Source organism: Nostoc sp., assembly GCF_036917375.1.
Classification (GTDB): domain Bacteria; phylum Cyanobacteriota; class Cyanobacteriia; order Cyanobacteriales; family Nostocaceae; genus Nostoc.
The window spans coordinates 1-18,447 of the sequence record NZ_JBALDN010000062.1; the positions used below are offsets into that span (position 1 = coordinate 1).

Genomic DNA, 18,447 nt, shown 5'->3' on the forward strand with positions numbered 1-18,447 from the left:
TGGTTCTTCTCTCACCTTCTGTCAAAAGGGGGCCTGTGTTCAATCAGACCTCCTCTTTTTTCTTTGATTTCGACGATTTAGTCTAAACTCCAGTTTGTTGAATTGAGCGGTAGATAAACCCAACAAAGTCTCGATAATGTTGAGTTAAGAAACGAAATCCAACCTACGTTAGTATAATTTTTAGTCTTAGCTAAACTGTATTGGAGCGTATTGGACTCTAGCTAATTTTCCAGCAGCGAATAAAATAAGACAGCAACATATCCTGCGAGGAAAATTTCATGAAAAATTATCGCTTTTTAAATAAGATTACTATAGCTATGATTGTAGCTGTCCTTTCTTTTTCCTGTAAATCTTCTGTTAGTAAAAATGCAGAACAGGCAAAAGCAACTGAGAAACCGAAGCCACAATCAAATCTTATCTATGGCGATTTAATTATCAAGGAGCAATCAGATTATCTGATGATTCCTGTTAGTCTTGCAGAGCAGTATGAAGATAAAGGAGTTGATTTAAACCTTTCACGCTCTTATGAAAAAGAAAGAAATAATCAATTGTATAACATCATCTTTTATCAAAAGCAAAGTGGTGAAGCTCATCTTTTATTAAATAAAAAAGCCATTATCGCTTCTTTCGATTTATTAGAAGTAAAAGCGGCAAACAAGCCCACTACAAGAGTTTGGTTATATAAAATCATTGACCAAGATACAAATATAGATAAAAAACTTAATATTGAAGATGCTACTATTGGCTATCTTTCTGATTTATCAGGTAAGAACCTCCAGCAAATTACCCCAAATAATACTCGAATCATCAGTTGGGTTGTTGTTCCAGGCCAAAATGCAATTTTTCTAAAAATTCTTAAAGACTCGGATAATGATAAAAAGTTTACAAAAGAAGACAAAACAAATTTTGTGAGGGTTAACCTCGATAAAATCGGTATGGGAACTGAGATTATTAGTGACCAAATAGAGCAAGAAATTAAATCTTACGTTTTTAAATAAGTTTGTTCGTAGTAAGCAGCTGAAGCCGCTTACTACAAACCTTTAATTATTCATGTTTACTTAGACAAAACCCAATCGCGCAAAAGTTGGTTTACTTTATCGGGTACTTCATCGTGGGGACAATGACCTGCTGTTAAGAAATGCTCTGTCAATCCAGGACAATATTGACGAAACTTTGGAGAACGTTCTCTAGTATTCATCCAAGGATCGGCTTCTCCCCACAACATCAATAAAGGACAAGTTAATTGTTTTAGTAGTACATCAACTTTTTCCCCTTGAGGACTGCTAAAAACTGAAACAAATACATCCAATGCACCCGCATCAAAAGCAGGACGAGAAATTTCTTCTACCAATTGGTCTGTAACTGCACTTTTATCAAGATATACCTTTTCTAAAGTTTGGCGAATTACCCAACGTTGTCGCACATATTGAAATAACAGAAACTGAGCTAAAGGTTGTTGAAACATCCATTTAACTGAGTCACCCAGTAATTTTTCTAAAGAAGAGGGTTGTTTGGGTGGCTGAATTTCGCTTTGCAAAGCTTCCGGTTCAGATGTCGGCTGGCTTTCGCTAAAAGGCCCGGCACTATTGAGCAACACTAATCCAGCCGCACTGTCAGGACGTTGGGCTGCAACACATAAACAAGCATAACCACCAAGAGAATTACCGGCTAATACTGCTTTTTGACCAATCACTTCGCTGATAAAATCATGGAGTTGGTCGCGCCATAAGTCGCCACTATACTGCAATTTTGGTTTTGCCGATCGCCCGAATCCCAAAAGATCGATCGCAAATACTTCAAAATCTTGACACAATCCTGTGATATTCTTGCGCCAGTGGTCTGTAGAAGCACCAAATCCATGTACCAAAAGCAAAGGCGGACGTTGCGTTTGTTTCTCTCCCGCACGCACATAGTAAATCTTGTGCCCGCGCCACTGCCAATATTTGCCAGGAATTGGAGTTGTAGAGGAGGCTGTAGTTGCCTGCATGATTTAAAGAAATGTTAAGGAGCTTTTAATAATTGTAGGCTAGGTGAGGGGATTGGGGCAGGGGAGCAGGGGGGCAGGGGAGAATAACTACTTACTAATGACAAATGACTAAAAAAATTACAGGCAAAACTAAGCTACTAGGGGTAATTGGGCATCCGGTGGAACATTCGCTGTCGCCAGTGATACATAATGCAGCGATCGCACAATTAGGATTAGATTACATTTATCTGCCTTTTCCGATTGAACCACAGAATTTAGAGGTGGCGATCGCAGGTTTTGCTGCTGTTGGGGTTGTTGGCTTTAGTGTGACAATACCTCATAAACAGGCAATCATTCCCTTACTCTCAGAAATTACACCCCTGGCTCAAACTATTGGAGCCGTGAATACTGTTAGCCGCCAAAATAACCAATGGGTAGGCACAAATACAGATATAGAAGGATTTATTGCTCCTTTGCAGACAACATATAAACAAGATTGGAGTCAGAAAATAGCGGTAATTTTAGGCAATGGTGGTGCAGCTAGAGCAGTTGTCGCAGGTTGTACTCAGTTAGGTTTTGCCCAAATTCATGTTGTTGGGCGCAATATGCAGAGATTACAAGAATTCCGCAATAGTTGGAGCAATTCAGCCCTTGCTGATAAATTCCAGGTTCATCAATGGGAGGAATTACCAAAGCTCATTCCTCAAGCAAATCTGCTGGTAAATACAACTCCGATTGGGATGTATCCCAAAGTCGATGAATCGCCTTTGAGTGTAGAAGAAATCGCAAATTTACCAACGGGTGCGATCGCTTACGACTTAATATATATTCCTAAACCAACGCAATTTCTTCAGCAGGCTGAAAAACAAGGCGCAATTGCGATCGATGGATTAGAAATGCTAGTTCAACAAGGGGTAGCAGCATTAAAAATCTGGTTGCAGCAGGAAACTTTGCCTGTAGAAGTAATGCGCCAAGCATTACAAAATCACCTGGGTTTGGGGAAATGAAACTTCTATAAGACTCCTACTTGATTTTTTAATAAAATTACAATTCAGCTTTATTTCTTCTTCCCTATTCCCTGTCTTTATGAGTAATTCAGGATTGAAAAAGGTAGGACGCAGAAGGAGTAATTCACTAGACCTCTTGGCATTTGTGCTTTTTGCATTCTTGGGGAAAAGGGTAAAGGTTAAAGGGACAATACAAAACCTTTTCCTCTTCCCCCTTTTCCCGACTTATGCAAGAAGTCTACTTTATAGGTTCAACCCCTCCTTTACAACAGGATGCTTATTTCGTTATGTAATTGATTCCTTATAAATCTCATTAGGAAATACCGTATCTACGGACGTGTAATTACTTGTTCAGCAAATCAAGAAAGTATAAAAAATCTAGTATATTTTCGCCTATCAATTCAGCATTAGCCCTAATAGGATGTAGCGGAATACATATCACTCGCCAGATTAACAGGTGCGTTCTGAGCTAAATGACCATTAAGAAACCTTTGCTAATCAAGCAACCGGAAGTTGGAAAGCTCATCCGTGAACTTCGTAGCATAACTGGTCTTACCCAAGAACTGTTTGCAGCATCTTTAGGTATAACTTACTCGACGGTAAACCGTTGGGAGAAAGGACATGCCAAGCCTTCATCTCTAGCTATGCAAAAGATTGAGGGGATGTTAAAGGAGATGGGTGAGCTGGGGCAGAAAGTGTCGGTGAAGTATTTGTCGAATTAGAAAGCAGCCAGAGAGGCAAATTAATTGAAGTTTCTTTCCCCCAATTAACAGGTTATCGCTACGACATAACCCCAAACAATTCAATTCTAATTTTAGCGATGTTTGCAGATATGCATATTTTGCGGATTACTCAACCTTTGAGTTTGAGTTTACCGTAGCCGATATTTTCTGCACTTTTAAAGGCGAGTTTAGCTTAAAAACGCGCAAAAACTCCCAAAATTCTTTTCTTAATTGAAGGCCAATATTTTTCAGTCAACCTTATCTAGGACTGTATAATGTTTGATTACTCTACCCCCGCTTTAGCTACATATCTTAATATTTCTTCGCCAAGAGCAGCTTGCACTAATGGCAGTAAAGTTGCGGTCATCAATACTGAAGGTGTATGGGAAGTAGAAAGTAATGGAACAAAAAAACTAATCCCAAACTCTAATTACGATGCTCGTGACATTGTAGCAATTGACGGCAAAACTTATGTCTTAGCTGTTCCAACAGGACTAGTAAAAATCAAAACTGACGGAACTAGGCAAAAAATAGTTAGCAATACAGCTAATTCAAAGACACGAGTAAAATTTTTGCAAGATTGGATTATTTACCAGTCTGCAAATACTCTATCAATTTATGACAAAAACCTCAACTTTAAAGCCAAACAGAGTTATGGCGTAACTGAGGTAATGGATTTTGAGTATAAAAACGGGTATCTCTACACTAGTGGCTACCAGCAACAAAAGAGGTTAGGTATTCCCGTCCAGGTAGCTTTTCTTTACCGAATGGTTTTCGACGGAGCAAAAATATTTGCTTTGGCAAATTTAGCAGGAAATAACCAAGGTAAGCTTTGGGGCTACAATTCTGCCGATCTTGCTCACGACATGGCAGACACAAGACTTAACCGATTGCATATTGTTGAAGACAAGCTTTATGTCCTCGGTTCAGTTTATGGGGGTAACTCAATCTACAGGTGGAATGGCAAAGACTTATTAACAAAGACTTTGATTACCACAGACAGCTATACCAATGCTGCACAAACCCGTGATGAGACAAAGGTTTATATAGGAACTGTTAATCTGACTAATTTTACTGTGGAGCGCGGACAGCTAAGTATTCCAAGAAAACCTACAACTGCGGGGATGGGAGACGGCAGTAGCAATTTCCCTAAAACTATTTACTCAGATGGGAGTAAAATTTTTGTGGGTTCCTCTGCTGCTTATGCGATCGCCAATAGAGATAATCAAACCTTCATGGGTAAACCCATCTCTCCTTACCGTGGAGATGCATCTCTTTTAGTTGTCTCCAAAAACCTAATGACTCGCCAGGCTTGGGTAACACCGGGAAATGGTGAAGTATTGCTATTTACTGATAAGTTTGCAGTAATCAAAACAGATAATAAAATCAATGACTTGGCTACAAATGTAGGAACTGCCCAACAATTACCAACAAATACTTATTTCGTTAAGTTTTAATTGAGCAACTAGATTGTAGAGAATCTCGTTTATCAATTCTTTCTTGCAGAAAACTGCCAGCCAATACAGTTTAGATAAACTCAAAACCCGGATGTAGAGATGCGATTTATCGCGTCTGGAAAGAGCAATTATCTACACCAATAACCCTTAAACCAAGCGTATTGAACTATAAGCAAGATTAATTATTAGTTTTGTTCGCGTAAAATATACGCGAACAAGTTACTTTTTTTATCCAAAGTATAATACGTATTTTACATAACTATAATATGCATAGCAAGCTTGTTAAGCTGAAAGTTATGCCCTGTCTCATCTAACTCTTATTCGATGCAGGATATATTATTTTAACCATTGAGGACAAGTATAGTTCTTGTCCTTTATTTTTTTGAGAAAGCTTTCGCCACAGGTTGCATTTTATTCAAGGTAATATCAATAAATTTTAATACCCTCTTGTTTTTTGGCACAATCTATGCAAATCTCATAAATGTATAGTACGGTAAATCGATGCACTTATCGTATTTTGTCAGAAAATTAGGTGGGTTAGCCAATAAACTCAAAATTTAGTGTCAAGTAAACTTTTTAGGAGATGTAATCGTGAGTACATATCAATCTGAGTCAGGCAATAGTTCGACTTCGCAAATGAATTTAGAGATTGATGTTCTAGTCATAAGCAGTGGTGCATCAGCAACTTGGAATGCTGCTGCTCAAGGGATAAGAGTGATATTCGTAGATAAAGGTTACTGCGGTACGAGTGCAGCAACAGCACTTTCTGGTACGGTTGCTTCGTAGATGACGAAGGGCGTCCTAATCGTCGCGCTATAAGAAGCTCATGATTATATACGCTTGATGCGGAAAAAGATTAGCAGAGCAGGCATGAAAAGACTTGACCATAGTCCAGCCTTAGAACCGCTGGTAGACACAGAAGGTTTAGTAGCAGGTTGATTCCTGACCCTGGATTTACATTTAATTTTGAGTAGAGAAATTGCTGATGATAATGCTCATGCGATTGCCTTCTTTTAACGAAGCATTGACCTTACAGGAAGCGATCCCATCGACAATATCTGTAATTAAAAGTTACTTAACGATGCACAAGTTAGAGATTTTATTAACAAGCAGTATTAAGAGCGAATACTACCTGTATTTTAGAGATAGCGAAAGAATGAAGAATGACAAATTTGTTACTTCGTCTTTCCTAAATTAGGAGTTACTAAACTTAAAACTGAACATTCGTGGAGGTAAAATCATGTTTTCTGGAAAAATTGAAAAAGAATTATTTGATGGAGAAATTTGGTCAATTTGGCAAACAACTAAATTACCAGATCATCTACAGTTATTAGTGGATCAAGAACTAGGAAAACGCGATATCTGGGAATTGCAGTCTCAAAAGCCTGACAATCAGCCTATTTATCCAAAGCTCTATGATGACTCTAGTCATTCAACAAATATTTAACAAAATAGGCAGTTCTTGCGTAGGGCAGGATAGCGTAGCGGTAGCGAGTCCGCGAGCGTCGGCTAGAGGAATACTACCCTACTCAAGAACTACTCTAGTAAATTACCGGCTGAAAGTAAGGGTTTAAGTTCCCTATCAAAATCTTCTCTTATTCCCACTCTTAAGCAAACTGGCTATGCAGTAAGACTATTATTATTAGTTCACTTTGGGCGATAAGATGGCACTCCGTTGCTTAATTTTCACTATGCTAAATTGAGTTCTGTGCGACTGGTAGAGAGATAAACGGGTTTAATCCACCAAATTTTGAATTTGCGGAGAGACTATAAAGTAAAGTGGTGGGTCTAAATTATCCAATGATTGCATTCTGAATTTTGACTTCTCTATTTAATTAATGCAAAATCGAATTCATGCTGTAAATCCCTCCCTAATTTATTTTACTTAGCAAGAGAAGGAATCAATATTAATGGCACATCTATTTGAACCATTCAAAATTCGTGAAGTTACCTTTCGCAACCGCATCGCCGTTTCACCGATGTGTCAATATTCCAGTACAAATGGATATGCTAATGATTGGCACGTTATTCATCTAGCTTCTCGCGCAGTTGGCGGTGCAGGTATAGTGTTCACAGAGGCGGCAGCTGTAGAGCCGCGTGGACGCATTAGCCCGCAAGATTTGGGAATTTGGTCAGATTCACACATCGAAACTTTAGCCAAGACTGTGGCATTAATTCATAACTTTGGTGCTGTTGCAGGTATTCAACTAGCTCATGCAGGTAGAAAAGCCAGCACTGCCAAACCGAGTAAGGGAGGGAAAGCACTAGATGAATCTCAGGAAGGTTGGCGTCCCTTAGTTTCGAGTAGTGCGATCGCTTTTAGCAAAGATAGCCCAATTCCAGAAGCTCTTAGTCTTGAGGGAATTCAAGAAATTATTGACGCCTTTGCTCAAGCTGCCAAACGTTCTCTACAAGCTGGTTTCAAGGTAGTGGAAATCCATGCTGCCCACGGTTATCTACTGCACCAATTTCTCTCACCCCTTTCTAACCACCGTCAAGATGATTATGGTGGCAGCTTTGAAAACCGGACTCGTCTGCTTAGAGAGGTAGTTCAAGCAGTCCGAGAGTTTTGGCCTCAAACACATCCACTCTGGGTACGCATCTCCGCCACCGATTGGGTAGACAATGGCTGGGACATTGAGCAAAGTATTGCTTTAAGCGACAAACTCAAGTCTCTAGGAGTCGATCTGATCGACAATTCATCAGGCGGTATCATACCGGGCGTTCATATCCCAATTAAACCTGGTTATCAGACTGAGTTTGCCGAACGCATCCGCCGCGAAGCTAATATTCATACAGGAGCCGTGGGCTTAATTACATCCCCCGAACAAGCTGACGAAATTATTCGTACAGAAGTCGCTGATATAGTGCTGTTAGGACGCGAACTACTCCGCAATCCTTACTGGCCACATCTTGCAGCCAAACAACTGGGACACGATAAACTCTGGCCTGTTCAATACGATCGCGCTTGGCTGTAGTCTTTTCTCGTTGTCATGCTCTGTAGATTGGTGACAACTTAAAGCGATGTCTACGACAATATACACCTACGCCAAAATGCCAAGCAGGGTGGGGACATAAGTCTAAAATGCTTCGGTGTCTGGATTTGGGTTGATATTTAACAAGGCCCAAATCCCGAATTAAAAAAAGCATGAGTACGAAAAAAACTTAAACCTAGACTCGCTAAGATGTACACATACAGCAGTTTTCTTTTGCATGAGGTACAAAGTCACTGGTTTTGAGGCAGGAGGAGAAGGCAGGAGACAGGAGGAAAAGACATTTTCATTGTTCCTTGTGAGCGCAGCTCATAAAGTCTCTTGCATAAATCCAAAAGAAGAACCCCACCCCGCCAAAGCTACGCTTTGTCTCCCCTCCCCGCTTGCCAGGGCTGATTCATTCCCCAAAGAGCTTTAAAAATCAAGGGTTATAGCGATTAAAAATTAGTTATTTTGTTACTGGCGTGCCGATGAAACCAACTATTTTACTGAGATTTCAGTGCTTAAATGTTCATTTCTTCGTCACGCTTACTGACATTTTTCTTGCTAACCATCTTGACAAATCCTGTTTGAAATGGAATGAATCAGCCCTGCTCTGATAGGTGTAGGTTTATTACGTAGGTGTGAGTATTCACAACTAAAAACGAGAAAATCAAGCATGAAGCTAGGTGTGTATTCAGAACTAAAATGCTGAAAAACAAGCATCTCAAAGAGTGGTCATGCATAGTTTCAAAGCAGATGCCACATTTATCAATGCCTCAAGCGATCGGGTTGGCAACGTGGAGCTTTGGCATGGTGAGGGTTATGGTTAGCGTTCGCCCTTGGCGTTGGCGCAGCCATCGCAGTTTCAACCCTATGGATGGTCATACTAGGTGGTGAAGCTGAAAATCAATCACCTCTTCCAGACTTGGAACAGGCTCAACTGCGACAATATTAACCTTACAACTATATCAACAAGCAAAAACTCTATAGATGCTTGAATACTAAAGATAGCCATCTATGGTATAGAAATGTATAGAATCTTGTAAAGATATAAAATATAGTCGTTAAATGCACACATTTCTCGCTTCTTCCTCAATGCAGCTGTCTGTACCACCAAATCACTTTCAGCCTATGAAGATTGTCGCACTGGGGGACAGCTTAATTTATGGATTCGGCGACCCGGAAAAAGGAGGCTGGATTGAGCAACTAAGGCGATGGTGGATGTTGCCGGATAGTGCCGGTCATATTCTTTATAATTTAGGGGTAAGAGGCGATCGCACCCAACAAGTAGCCCAAAGGCTGGAAGTTGAATTTCGCCACCGGGGTGAACTGCGAAATCGCGTTCCTGATTTGATTATTTTATCAGTAGGGGTGAATGACTCAGCCCGGTTGGCGCGTCCCGATGGTCGAAGTTACACAGATTTTACATTGTTTGAAAAGGAAATTGCGTCTTTGCTAGATTTAGCACAGCAACTTTGTCCTGTGTTATTTGTGGGCATGGTGCCAGTGGATGAAGCCAAAATGCCATTTTTAGATTGTTTTTACTATAATCATGCTGACCAGTACCGCTACAAAGAAGCAACTCGAATTGCTTGCAGCAAACGGCAGATTCCCTATTTGGATATTTTTGAACAATGGATGGAACGCGGTGAAAGTTGGCGACTCAAACGCTTGAGTGAAGATGGACTTCATCCCAATACGCTAGGTTATCAAGCTTTGTTAGAAGATGTAATCAATTGGGATGCCATACCTTCAATGAGCTTTGCCAATGCAGCTTACCATTCTAAATTTGATTATCACCTTAAACCATCCTAATAATAATAGTAATAGATGTGTTGGTGCTTTGGGGCTAGCTGATCTTCTCGTATTTGCCATCCTTACAAAAAGCACCACAATCTTGCTGACTTTTTAATGAAAGCGAATTAAAATCTATTTATAAAAACTCTAATTTTTCTATATTATTCATAACTCCTAACTCAGCACTCCTATGACACCAACTTTATTTGGTCGCTGGCAAACTCGATTATTATTACTGGCAACTGTCGGCTTACTCGTATCTTTGCCATTTGCAATGGGTTGGATTGGCCCTGGTTCTAACTCGGTTTATTTTTGGATACTTGCTTATGTCGCCATCTTTGGTTTAGGTTGGGATGTACTTTATGACTATCTACAAAAATCCCGTTGGGATAGAGATTGGCCCGCAGCTTATCAACTCTTAGCTGGTATATGGGAATTAATATTTATATTTTGTGGAGTTAAGCTATTTGGCTTCTTGCCAATACCTTTACCGAAAGAAGAACTTTCGCCAGGAGCTTTTTTATTACACTATAGTATCGTGTGGCTAGCAGTTTTTATTAGTTCCCAAAGCCTGATGCGAATTATCTTTCCTCGTTGGCGTTTCCGGGGCGGAGAGTGGTTGTAAAATTTTAAATCGAAACTAATTTAATCAAAAATTCTAGTAATTTTTAGTAATTCAACCGTAGGTAGGGACGTACATTTGTGCGTCCCTACAGTCGATTGTGCCTCAAATAGATAAAAAATGCTAGAAATCGCAAATTAACAAATCATAAAAAATCAGATATGGCGGTTTTAGTTTGGATGCAATATGTTGTATTGACGTACAGTTGTGTGCGTTCTTAAGAACAAGATAACTTTGGAAACCAAAGCAACGTATTGCTTGTTGTATCTCATCAAACTACAAACAGCTATCTTATGTTTACAAAATTGGCATTTGTGCTGATGTAATAATCATATATGAGTAAACAGGACAAACTTTAGAGTCTGGAGAGATTCTTCAATGCAGAGACGTAAATTAAGGAAGTGCAATGTCAAATTTTGATCTGGTTATTCGGCTATTTCTACAACTCACAGTTATTTTAGCAACTTGTCGCATTGTCACGATTATAGGACGCCGCTATCTTGGTCAAACCGATGTTGTTTGCGAAATGATCGCAGGTGTAATGCTAGGGCCATCACTTTTAGGATTAATTGCACCAGATTTTCAGCAATGGCTATTTCCTAAGCTTCCCATCATCACTGCTGTCGGACTCAAAATACCCAATCCATCGATGTCGATTTTATATGCTATTAGCCAGATTGGGTTAGTAATTTATATGTTTTTGATTGGTTTAGAGTTTAATACCAAACTCTTAAAACATCATATTAAAAGTGCAAGTTTGCTATCTGCGGCTGGGATTATCACTCCTTTTATTTTAGGAGCGATCGCATCTTTTTGGTTTTATCACAATGGCGATTTCTTTCAACCAAAAGTTATGCCTTGGTCAGCCGCTTTGTATCTGGGTGCGTCGATGACAATTACGGCTTTCCCGATGTTAGCTCGTATTCTTTACGAACGCGGTCTTACACAAACTCGCTTCGGTACTTTGGCTTTAGGTGCAGCATCAGTAGATGATGCAGTTGCTTGGTGTTTGCTGGCGATTGTGCTTGCTAGCGTGAAAAATTCTCTGAGCATAGCCATATTAGCAATTGGTGGTGGCATTTGCTATGTGCTATTTGCGATTTTTCTCGGACAACCTCTACTCAAAGCATTCACACGCATGACAAAACGCGAAGGTGTGAACAGACAAACCCTGACTTTAATGTTGATAATTTTGATGTTTTGTGCATGGTTTACCGATGTTACAGGTATCTATGCAATATTTGGTGCTTTTGTGTTGGGAGCAGTGACACCACGCGGAGAATTCGCCCAACAAATTCGCCAATATACTGAGTTTTTAACTACTTCTTTTTTGTTACCGATATTTTTTGTCTTCTCTGGATTAAACACTCAAATTGGATTGGTAAACACACCTACTTTGTGGGGAGTGACGCTATTAATTATTGCGATCGCAATTCTTGGCAAAGGTGTTGCTTGTATGTTGGCTGCAAAATTAGCGGGGGAAAATTGGCGCGAATCTGCAACTATCGGCGCTCTGATGAATGCTCGTGGTTTGATGGAGTTAATCATCCTCAACATTGGTCTAGAACAAGGTATAATTACCCCAACTTTATTCACTATAATGGTTATTATGGCGGTCATTACTACTCTTATGGCATCACCACTAATTGCCTTTTTATTGCACGGTACAAGCTATGAGAAATCTTCTATTTAAGCAAATTTAAATATTAGATTAATTAAGTATCTAGTACTTTACCAAGCTAGTTTTGAGAGTTTTTAGTAAGCGCTTTCGTCCTGAGAAAATGAAGGACTAAAATCCTTACTACGAACTTGCTTACCCATAACGGCTGCAACTGCATCGTAACAATAATTAATATAACAACGAAGCACAAATTCCTCTTAGTTATATTTAACAAGCTTGACATTTTGCAGTCTTTTAAAGAATTATCTTAGGAAAACCAGATAGTTAATTTTGAGGAAACCATGCACATAGTTATTCTCGTTCTGGTTGAGGTGCTGATTGTTATTGGGCTTTCACGGCTAGTAGGGCTAGCATTCCGTTCCATTAAGCAACCGCTAGTAATTGGTGAGATTGTCGCCGGAATTATGCTTGGACCATCTTTATTTGGTTTAGTTGCTCCCCATCTAGCAGTTAGCTTGTTTCCACCAGAAACTTTTCCTTTTCTGAATGTTTTGTCTCAGGTGGGACTAATATTTTTCATGTTTCTGATTGGGCTAGAACTAAATCCCAAATATCTTGGAGGGCAATTAGAAGTAGCAGTTTTAACTTCTCATGTCAGCATTTTGGTGCCGTTTTCTTTAGGAACATTGCTAGCGGTGATACTTTATCCCCTAGTTTCTAATGCAAGTGTATCATTCACCGCCTTTGCTTTATTTTTGGGGGCGGCGATGTCGATTACTGCCTTCCCAGTGTTGGCGCGAATCATTACTGAAAACAATCTGCAAGGAACGCGTTTAGGAACGTTGGCGTTAACTTGTGCAGCAGTGGATGATGTCACAGCTTGGTGTCTATTAGCAGTAGCGATCGCAGTTGCTCGAACTGGTGACTTTGCTGATGCTGTACCCACAATTATCACCAGCATAGTTTACATCGGCTTGATGTTGACAGTCGGTCGTTGGTTCCTTCAACGCCTTGCCAAACACTACCTCCGTGCAGGAAGACTCAGCCAATTACTGCTAGCTGGGATTTATATGGGCGTGGTTGCATCGGCACTTATCACCGAACTAATTGGGATTCACTTAATTTTTGGTGCATTTTTGCTGGGAGCAGCCATGCCCAAAAATGAAGATTTAGTGCGGGAATTGGCAGTAAAAACAGAAGATTTTGTCCTAATTTTTTTGTTGCCCATATTTTTTGCCTACAGTGGTTTAAAAACGCAGATTGGCTTGCTCAACCGTCCCGAATTGTGGCTTTTGTGTGCGTTGGTTTTAGCTGTGGCGATCGCAGGCAAATATGTTGGTACTTATGTAGCAGCGCGTGTCAGTGGCATTAGTAAACGGGAAGCCTCGGCACTCGGTTGGTTAATGAATACTCGCGGTTTAACCGAACTGATAGTGCTAAACATTGGTTTAGAGTTAAAGGTAATTTCCCCCTTAATATTTACCATGCTGGTAATTATGGCATTGGTAACTACCTTCATGACCTCGCCACTGCTGGAATGGACATATCCGAAAAAGCTGATCAGGTTAGATGTTATGGAACCGGAGTTGGAAGCAGAAACAGGTATAGACACCTCTACTGGAAGTGAAACTTCCCCTCATCCTTTCCGAATTTTGGTGCCAGTGGCTAATCCAAATACCCAAAAAGGTTTAGTACAGTTGGCAGTAGCGTTGGCGCAGCCCGCCGTAGGTATCGCTCTCAATTACCGCTATCCTGCCATTGTTAATCCTCTTAGCCTGATTGAATTTCAAGAAGACTATGCCTTTGAAAGTACCCCAGTTGAAGCAGACCGATTAATCACCCAGCGTCGCCAACAGCTACAAGAGTTAATTAATACTCTCGAACCGCCAGAAACTCGTTCTTGTGTGCATCCGATCGTTCGCATATCTAGCAATGTTGCCCGCGAAACAGCACAGATTGCCACATTAGAACAAGCTGATTTAATTCTCGTGGGTTGGCATCGGCCAGCTTTTAGTAGTAATCGTTTAGGTGGACGAGTCGGACAAATGCTTACCACCGCACCAGTTGATGTAGCAGTGTTTGTAGATAAAGGCAAAGAGCAATTAGAAAGTTTATTAGTACCTTATTCTGCCAATATCCATGATGATTTAGCACTAATACTAGCTTTAAGACTACTAATCAATCGTGAAACTTGTATCTTGCAGATATTACAAATCGTAGCAAATCAGGCTAAGGAAGAATTGAATTACGAACTAAATACGATGATGGAGCAATTGCCCACCAGTGTACGCGATCGCATTGAAATCAAAATTATTGAAGCTCCAGAACCAATCCAAGCCGTAATTCAAGCCTCAGAAGGTGTTGATCTAACTATTGCCGGCACTAGCCGCGCTTGGGGGATCGAGCGCCAAACCCTGGGAAGATATACAGATCAACTAGCTATCCAATGTCGTTCTTCCCTGCTGATTACCCGCCGCTACAGCCAAGTCACCGCTCACCTTGCCTCTATGCTTCCTGATGTTAGCAGTCAAGAGCCAACATTGAGGAATTGAGAACATGAATCATTTCAACTTCAAATCTTTAAGTTTTTACGGAGTAGCAATAATTTCAGTGCTACTGTTGTTTAAAACTGTCACTGTTTACGGAGAAAACAAACTCAAGGCTCCTCCGCCAGTTAACGGTCGCTATCGTCTAACCCTAGCGGATAATTTGCCTAACTGTGAAAAATCGGATACTCTGACGTTAAACATTGAGCAGTCAGGTATTTACTTAAATGCCTCTGTATTACCGGCAAACGCTAACGCCGACACTGACGAAAAGCACTCTCTGGCAGGCATCTTCAAAAATCAACAATTAAATTTATCTGGGAAAGTTGGTAAATCAATCCTTTGTAATATTCCTCACCCCCAAAACGATCCTCTAACCTCAGTCACAATTCAAATGCAACTTGTAGATAAAGGTAATATGACAGGTCAATTAACCGTACAGGGCATTCCACAAGCTCTAAGATTTACTGCTGTGCCCCAAAAAGCTAATTGAATTGAGGAGTGGGAAAAAACGCGATTCATGGCGTTTGTAGAGACGCGATTCATCGCGTCTACGGGATTGAAAGCGCGAAGTAAACAGCAGTGTGAGTGCATTGTATGGGTTTTATGGAGCAAATAACAGAATGGATCGGAGACTAAAGACTAAGCAATATTACCAATGGGGCAAGCAGTTATTTAGCATCAGTATATTAAGTTTTTATGCAGCGATCGCCCTTGAAACTTTCACTACTGCTGCTACACCAGGGGCAAAGCTAAATAATTGGCGTTTTTCTCCCAAGACACAGCAACTCGAAATCAATCTCTCAGCAGGCACAACCCCTCGTTATTTCTACTTAGCACAACCCTCTCGTCTGGTTGTAGATTTACCGAATACTAAGTTGGGCAAAGTTACCACGCAACAAAATTATTCAGGAGCAATCAAAAGCATTCGTATTTCTCAGCTAAACGCAAACGATACACGTATTGTCTTAGATTTAGCAACAGGGACTGTTTTTAATCCCAAAAAGGTACAACTGCAACCCGTTTCCCGAAAAAACTCCACTCGCTGGGTATTCCGTCCGGTTTTTTCTAGTAAAACTACTGCCGTAAAATCAGGAAATTCCCCTCCTTCAGCTAAGAAACAACCTCAAACACCCCAAAAGCCACCTAGTAAACAACCCGTAACCGCTACTAATCAACAATCCCCCTTACTTACAGTTCCGCCCCCATCCAATGAACTGCCCTCAACAATTACTACTAACTCAGGGCAGCCTTTTGTCACCGTACCTGCTTTAAATCAAAATACATCCTCTCAACAACCTGCTTTGAGTCTTCCCCCTCCTTCTTTCCCAAATCAACCCAGTAATTTAAATAACATTCCTTCTTTAGGGGTGTCGGAATTTCCTATTCCAACAATCCCCAACGATTCCGAACCCCAGGTAATCGAGTTTGGTCAACCTTTACCCAAAACTAAATAAAAATTGGGAATTGGGTATGGAGAAGAGGCAGAGGGGCAGAGGGGCAGCACTTCGGCTACGCTCAGTGACCGAGGGGCAGAGGGGAAAGACTTACTGCCACTTCTCCCCTACTCAATACTTGTCGGGTTTTGGGGAAAAAGGACTCATGTTAAAGGGGAAAAATCTTATATATCAAGCCTTCCAATCCTTTTACCTTTACCCTTTACCCCTTACCCTTTGCCCTACAATGCCAAGAAGTCTAATGAATTACCTTTTTCCAACTAACTCCTTCACCTTGTTGATGATGCCGACTGGATCGATACCTTGATATGGGTACTGTTCCCACAAACCGCCGCAACCTTCTTTGTAAGTTCCAAGATGGGCATATTTGGGAGTCAACCCCCGCTCTAGCAGCCAGGAACCGAAACGGCTGCCTAAGCCAGTGCGACGGTTGAAGGGTTCTACTACCAGCACAAAAGGAGCATTACCAACTTTGGTAATTATTTCTTCATCAATGGTGTTTAAAGTTGGTTTGTTAATTAAACCAACGTCTAACCCTTCTTGTTTCAAACGCTCTACAGCATCAACGGCACGGTAGAGAGCATCGCCAAAACTGATAATGTAACCTTGCGTCCCTTCTCGTATAACTTCATCTTTACCAGGAACAAATTTATAGCCACTTCCAAAGAAGTCATTGCCGTTGCTGTCCTGAATATTGGGCACTTTGGAACGGGTAGAGAAAATAAACCGCAGTCCAGGGTCAAAAAACACAGCTTCTACACAAGCTATCATTTGATTATTATCTGCCGGGAAGTACAACTGTGTTGGGTAGCCATCATCCAAGCCATTGTCGGCAAACATATTATTTATACCAAAGTGGCAGCTGTTATCTGCCATGTCATCTATACCCGCATGGGAAAAATGACACAGAACATTGGAATAGTTTAGCCTTGCCATCGTGATTTCTGAGATACACATTTCTAAGAAGGCGCTGAAGGTCGCAAAAATACCTTGCTTACCCTCGTCCATCCCGAATCCAGCCGCAGCAGAGAAGTTGCTCCGTTCCATAATGCCGGAGGAAATAAATATTTCTGGGTATGTTTCATGAATTTTCTTCAAACCGCAGGAGCCTTCTAAGTCGCTATCAATGACCTTGACTTTTTCTTTACGCTCCGTCTCACTCAGGCGACTGAGGACACCTACCACGGCTTCCCCAAACACACTGCGGTTAGCGCCCCATTTGTCACCGGAACCCAAAAATGTATATGTTTGTTTGGGTTTCTCAATACTTTTAAGGTATTCGACAGCCGCAGTTTGTCCGCGAGATTCTAGATACTTAAGTGCTAAATCTACAGAAATTACATCATGGCCATGAATGGAACCTTCTAAACCTTCAATACCAGGACACATCGGGCGTTTATTGATAATAGCGATCGCTCCGGGAGTATTTACAGCTTCGCAAATACGATGGTATAAATCGTCTAAGTCTTCCCCGTCTCCCTGAAGTACTTTTAACCCGTGCCCTTCTAAGGTTTTGGCGACACTAAAACCAGGTAAATATTTAGAAGGATGTCCAGCGATCGTGACATCATTATCATCAATAATCAGCTTGACGTTGAGATGTTGAGCAACAGCCAAGCGAGCAGCTTCAGCATCATTGCCTTCTTGCTGCGAACCATCAGAACCGAGACAGAAAACAGCCTTGCCTGGATTCGCCATTGCCACACCATTGATGTAAGGCCAAATATGACCCAGGCGGCCAGAACTAAATTTCACACCAGGAGTTAGTTTTAGTTCCGGGTGTCCCGGTAAATTAGAATGTGCTTGCCGATAACGTAAAAGTTGCTCGGCAGGTAAGTCACCATGCAACGTTGCCATTAGATATTGGGTGGCGACTCGATGTCCTGCCTCATCAAAGAAAATCGGTACAAATTGCTCCGATGCTCCCCGGAAAAAGGCATCGAGGATCATTACCTCTGGTACTGTATCGTATGGCCCGCCAGTATGGCCGCCGACTCCGCTAGCCGCGCCAGTCGCCGTAAAAAAGACGATCGCATCCCGGCAGAGTTGAATATTCGCTTTTAGAGTCTCTCGCTGTTGGGCGGTAAGGCTGGAATTTGCTGGATTGAGCGCTAAAAATTGGTAAGCACCGAGATCGATCGGAAATTGGGTATTAATAGTAGTCATGGTTTATTGATTGAATAAAAAACAATTTGAACAGATAGGATGCGCGATCGCACTACAAAAAAATTGTTAAAACCCTGATTGGGCAACAATTATCCAAGCTCAAGTTAACCA

At 41.0% G+C, this 18,447-nt stretch carries 15 protein-coding genes; 13 read left to right on the forward strand and 2 right to left on the reverse strand.

All coding sequences use genetic code 11. The annotated features are described in order from the left end of the window. The first annotated feature begins 278 nt into the window (after positions 1-278). Entirely contained in the window at positions 279-998 is a 720-nt protein-coding gene (locus tag V7K45_RS16595; protein WP_335005265.1) for a hypothetical protein, read from the forward strand. 56 nt (positions 999-1,054) lie between these two features. Here the strand turns inward: V7K45_RS16595 and V7K45_RS16600 are convergent, their stop codons facing one another. Then, positions 1,055-1,987: an alpha/beta fold hydrolase gene (locus V7K45_RS16600; protein WP_335005267.1), complete on the reverse strand. Its 933-nt coding sequence runs from the start codon at positions 1,985-1,987 to the stop codon at positions 1,055-1,057. 104 nt (positions 1,988-2,091) lie between these two features. On the opposite strand from V7K45_RS16600, the gene V7K45_RS16605 reads away from it, so the two are divergent. From V7K45_RS16605 to V7K45_RS16660, 12 genes are all read left to right on the forward strand, one after another. Continuing rightward, on the forward strand, positions 2,092-2,973 hold the full coding sequence (locus tag V7K45_RS16605) for a shikimate dehydrogenase (RefSeq protein ID WP_335005269.1): 882 nt from the start codon (positions 2,092-2,094) through the stop codon (positions 2,971-2,973). A 473-nt stretch (positions 2,974-3,446) separates the two neighbouring features. Beyond that, the gene (locus tag V7K45_RS16610) at positions 3,447-3,695 is read left to right on the forward strand and encodes a helix-turn-helix domain-containing protein (RefSeq protein WP_335005271.1); all 249 of its coding nucleotides are present in this window, start codon (positions 3,447-3,449) and stop codon (positions 3,693-3,695) included. A 275-nt stretch (positions 3,696-3,970) separates the two neighbouring features. Beyond that, positions 3,971-5,152 (forward strand): hypothetical protein, encoded by a 1,182-nt coding sequence (locus tag V7K45_RS16615; protein ID WP_335005273.1) that lies wholly within the window; start codon positions 3,971-3,973, stop codon positions 5,150-5,152. Positions 5,153-5,743: 591 nt separating this feature from the next. After that, the gene (locus V7K45_RS16620; RefSeq protein ID WP_335005275.1) at positions 5,744-5,938 is read left to right on the forward strand and encodes a hypothetical protein; all 195 of its coding nucleotides are present in this window, start codon (positions 5,744-5,746) and stop codon (positions 5,936-5,938) included. 454 nt (positions 5,939-6,392) lie between these two features. Then, a complete protein-coding gene (locus V7K45_RS16625) occupies positions 6,393-6,599 on the forward strand; it encodes a hypothetical protein (protein WP_335005277.1) in 207 nt (68 codons plus the stop codon). Positions 6,600-7,062: 463 nt separating this feature from the next. After that, on the forward strand, positions 7,063-8,130 hold the full coding sequence (namA, locus tag V7K45_RS16630; protein WP_335005279.1) for an NADPH dehydrogenase NamA: 1,068 nt from the start codon (positions 7,063-7,065) through the stop codon (positions 8,128-8,130). Positions 8,131-9,195: 1,065 nt separating this feature from the next. Further along, positions 9,196-9,942 carry a GDSL-type esterase/lipase family protein gene (locus V7K45_RS16635; RefSeq protein WP_335005281.1) on the forward strand — a complete coding sequence of 249 codons (747 nt, stop codon included), beginning with the start codon at positions 9,196-9,198 and terminating at the stop codon, positions 9,940-9,942. 172 nt (positions 9,943-10,114) lie between these two features. After that, entirely contained in the window at positions 10,115-10,549 is a 435-nt protein-coding gene (locus V7K45_RS16640; RefSeq protein ID WP_335005283.1) for a hypothetical protein, read from the forward strand. A gap of 403 nt (positions 10,550-10,952) precedes the next feature. After that, the gene (locus V7K45_RS16645) at positions 10,953-12,239 is read left to right on the forward strand and encodes a cation:proton antiporter (protein WP_335005285.1); all 1,287 of its coding nucleotides are present in this window, start codon (positions 10,953-10,955) and stop codon (positions 12,237-12,239) included. Positions 12,240-12,508: 269 nt separating this feature from the next. Continuing rightward, complete coding sequence (locus tag V7K45_RS16650) at positions 12,509-14,719, forward strand: cation:proton antiporter (RefSeq protein WP_335005287.1); 2,211 nt, start codon at positions 12,509-12,511, stop codon at positions 14,717-14,719. A 4-nt stretch (positions 14,720-14,723) separates the two neighbouring features. Beyond that, positions 14,724-15,206: a hypothetical protein gene (locus V7K45_RS16655; RefSeq protein WP_335005289.1), complete on the forward strand. Its 483-nt coding sequence runs from the start codon at positions 14,724-14,726 to the stop codon at positions 15,204-15,206. Between the two features lie 130 nt (positions 15,207-15,336). Continuing rightward, positions 15,337-16,170: an AMIN domain-containing protein gene (locus V7K45_RS16660; RefSeq protein WP_335005291.1), complete on the forward strand. Its 834-nt coding sequence runs from the start codon at positions 15,337-15,339 to the stop codon at positions 16,168-16,170. Between the two features lie 246 nt (positions 16,171-16,416). Here V7K45_RS16660 and V7K45_RS16665 read toward each other — a convergent pair whose 3' ends face one another. Then, on the reverse strand, positions 16,417-18,336 hold the full coding sequence (locus V7K45_RS16665) for a transketolase C-terminal domain-containing protein (protein WP_335005293.1): 1,920 nt from the start codon (positions 18,334-18,336) through the stop codon (positions 16,417-16,419). Between the last annotated feature and the right edge of the window lie 111 nt (positions 18,337-18,447).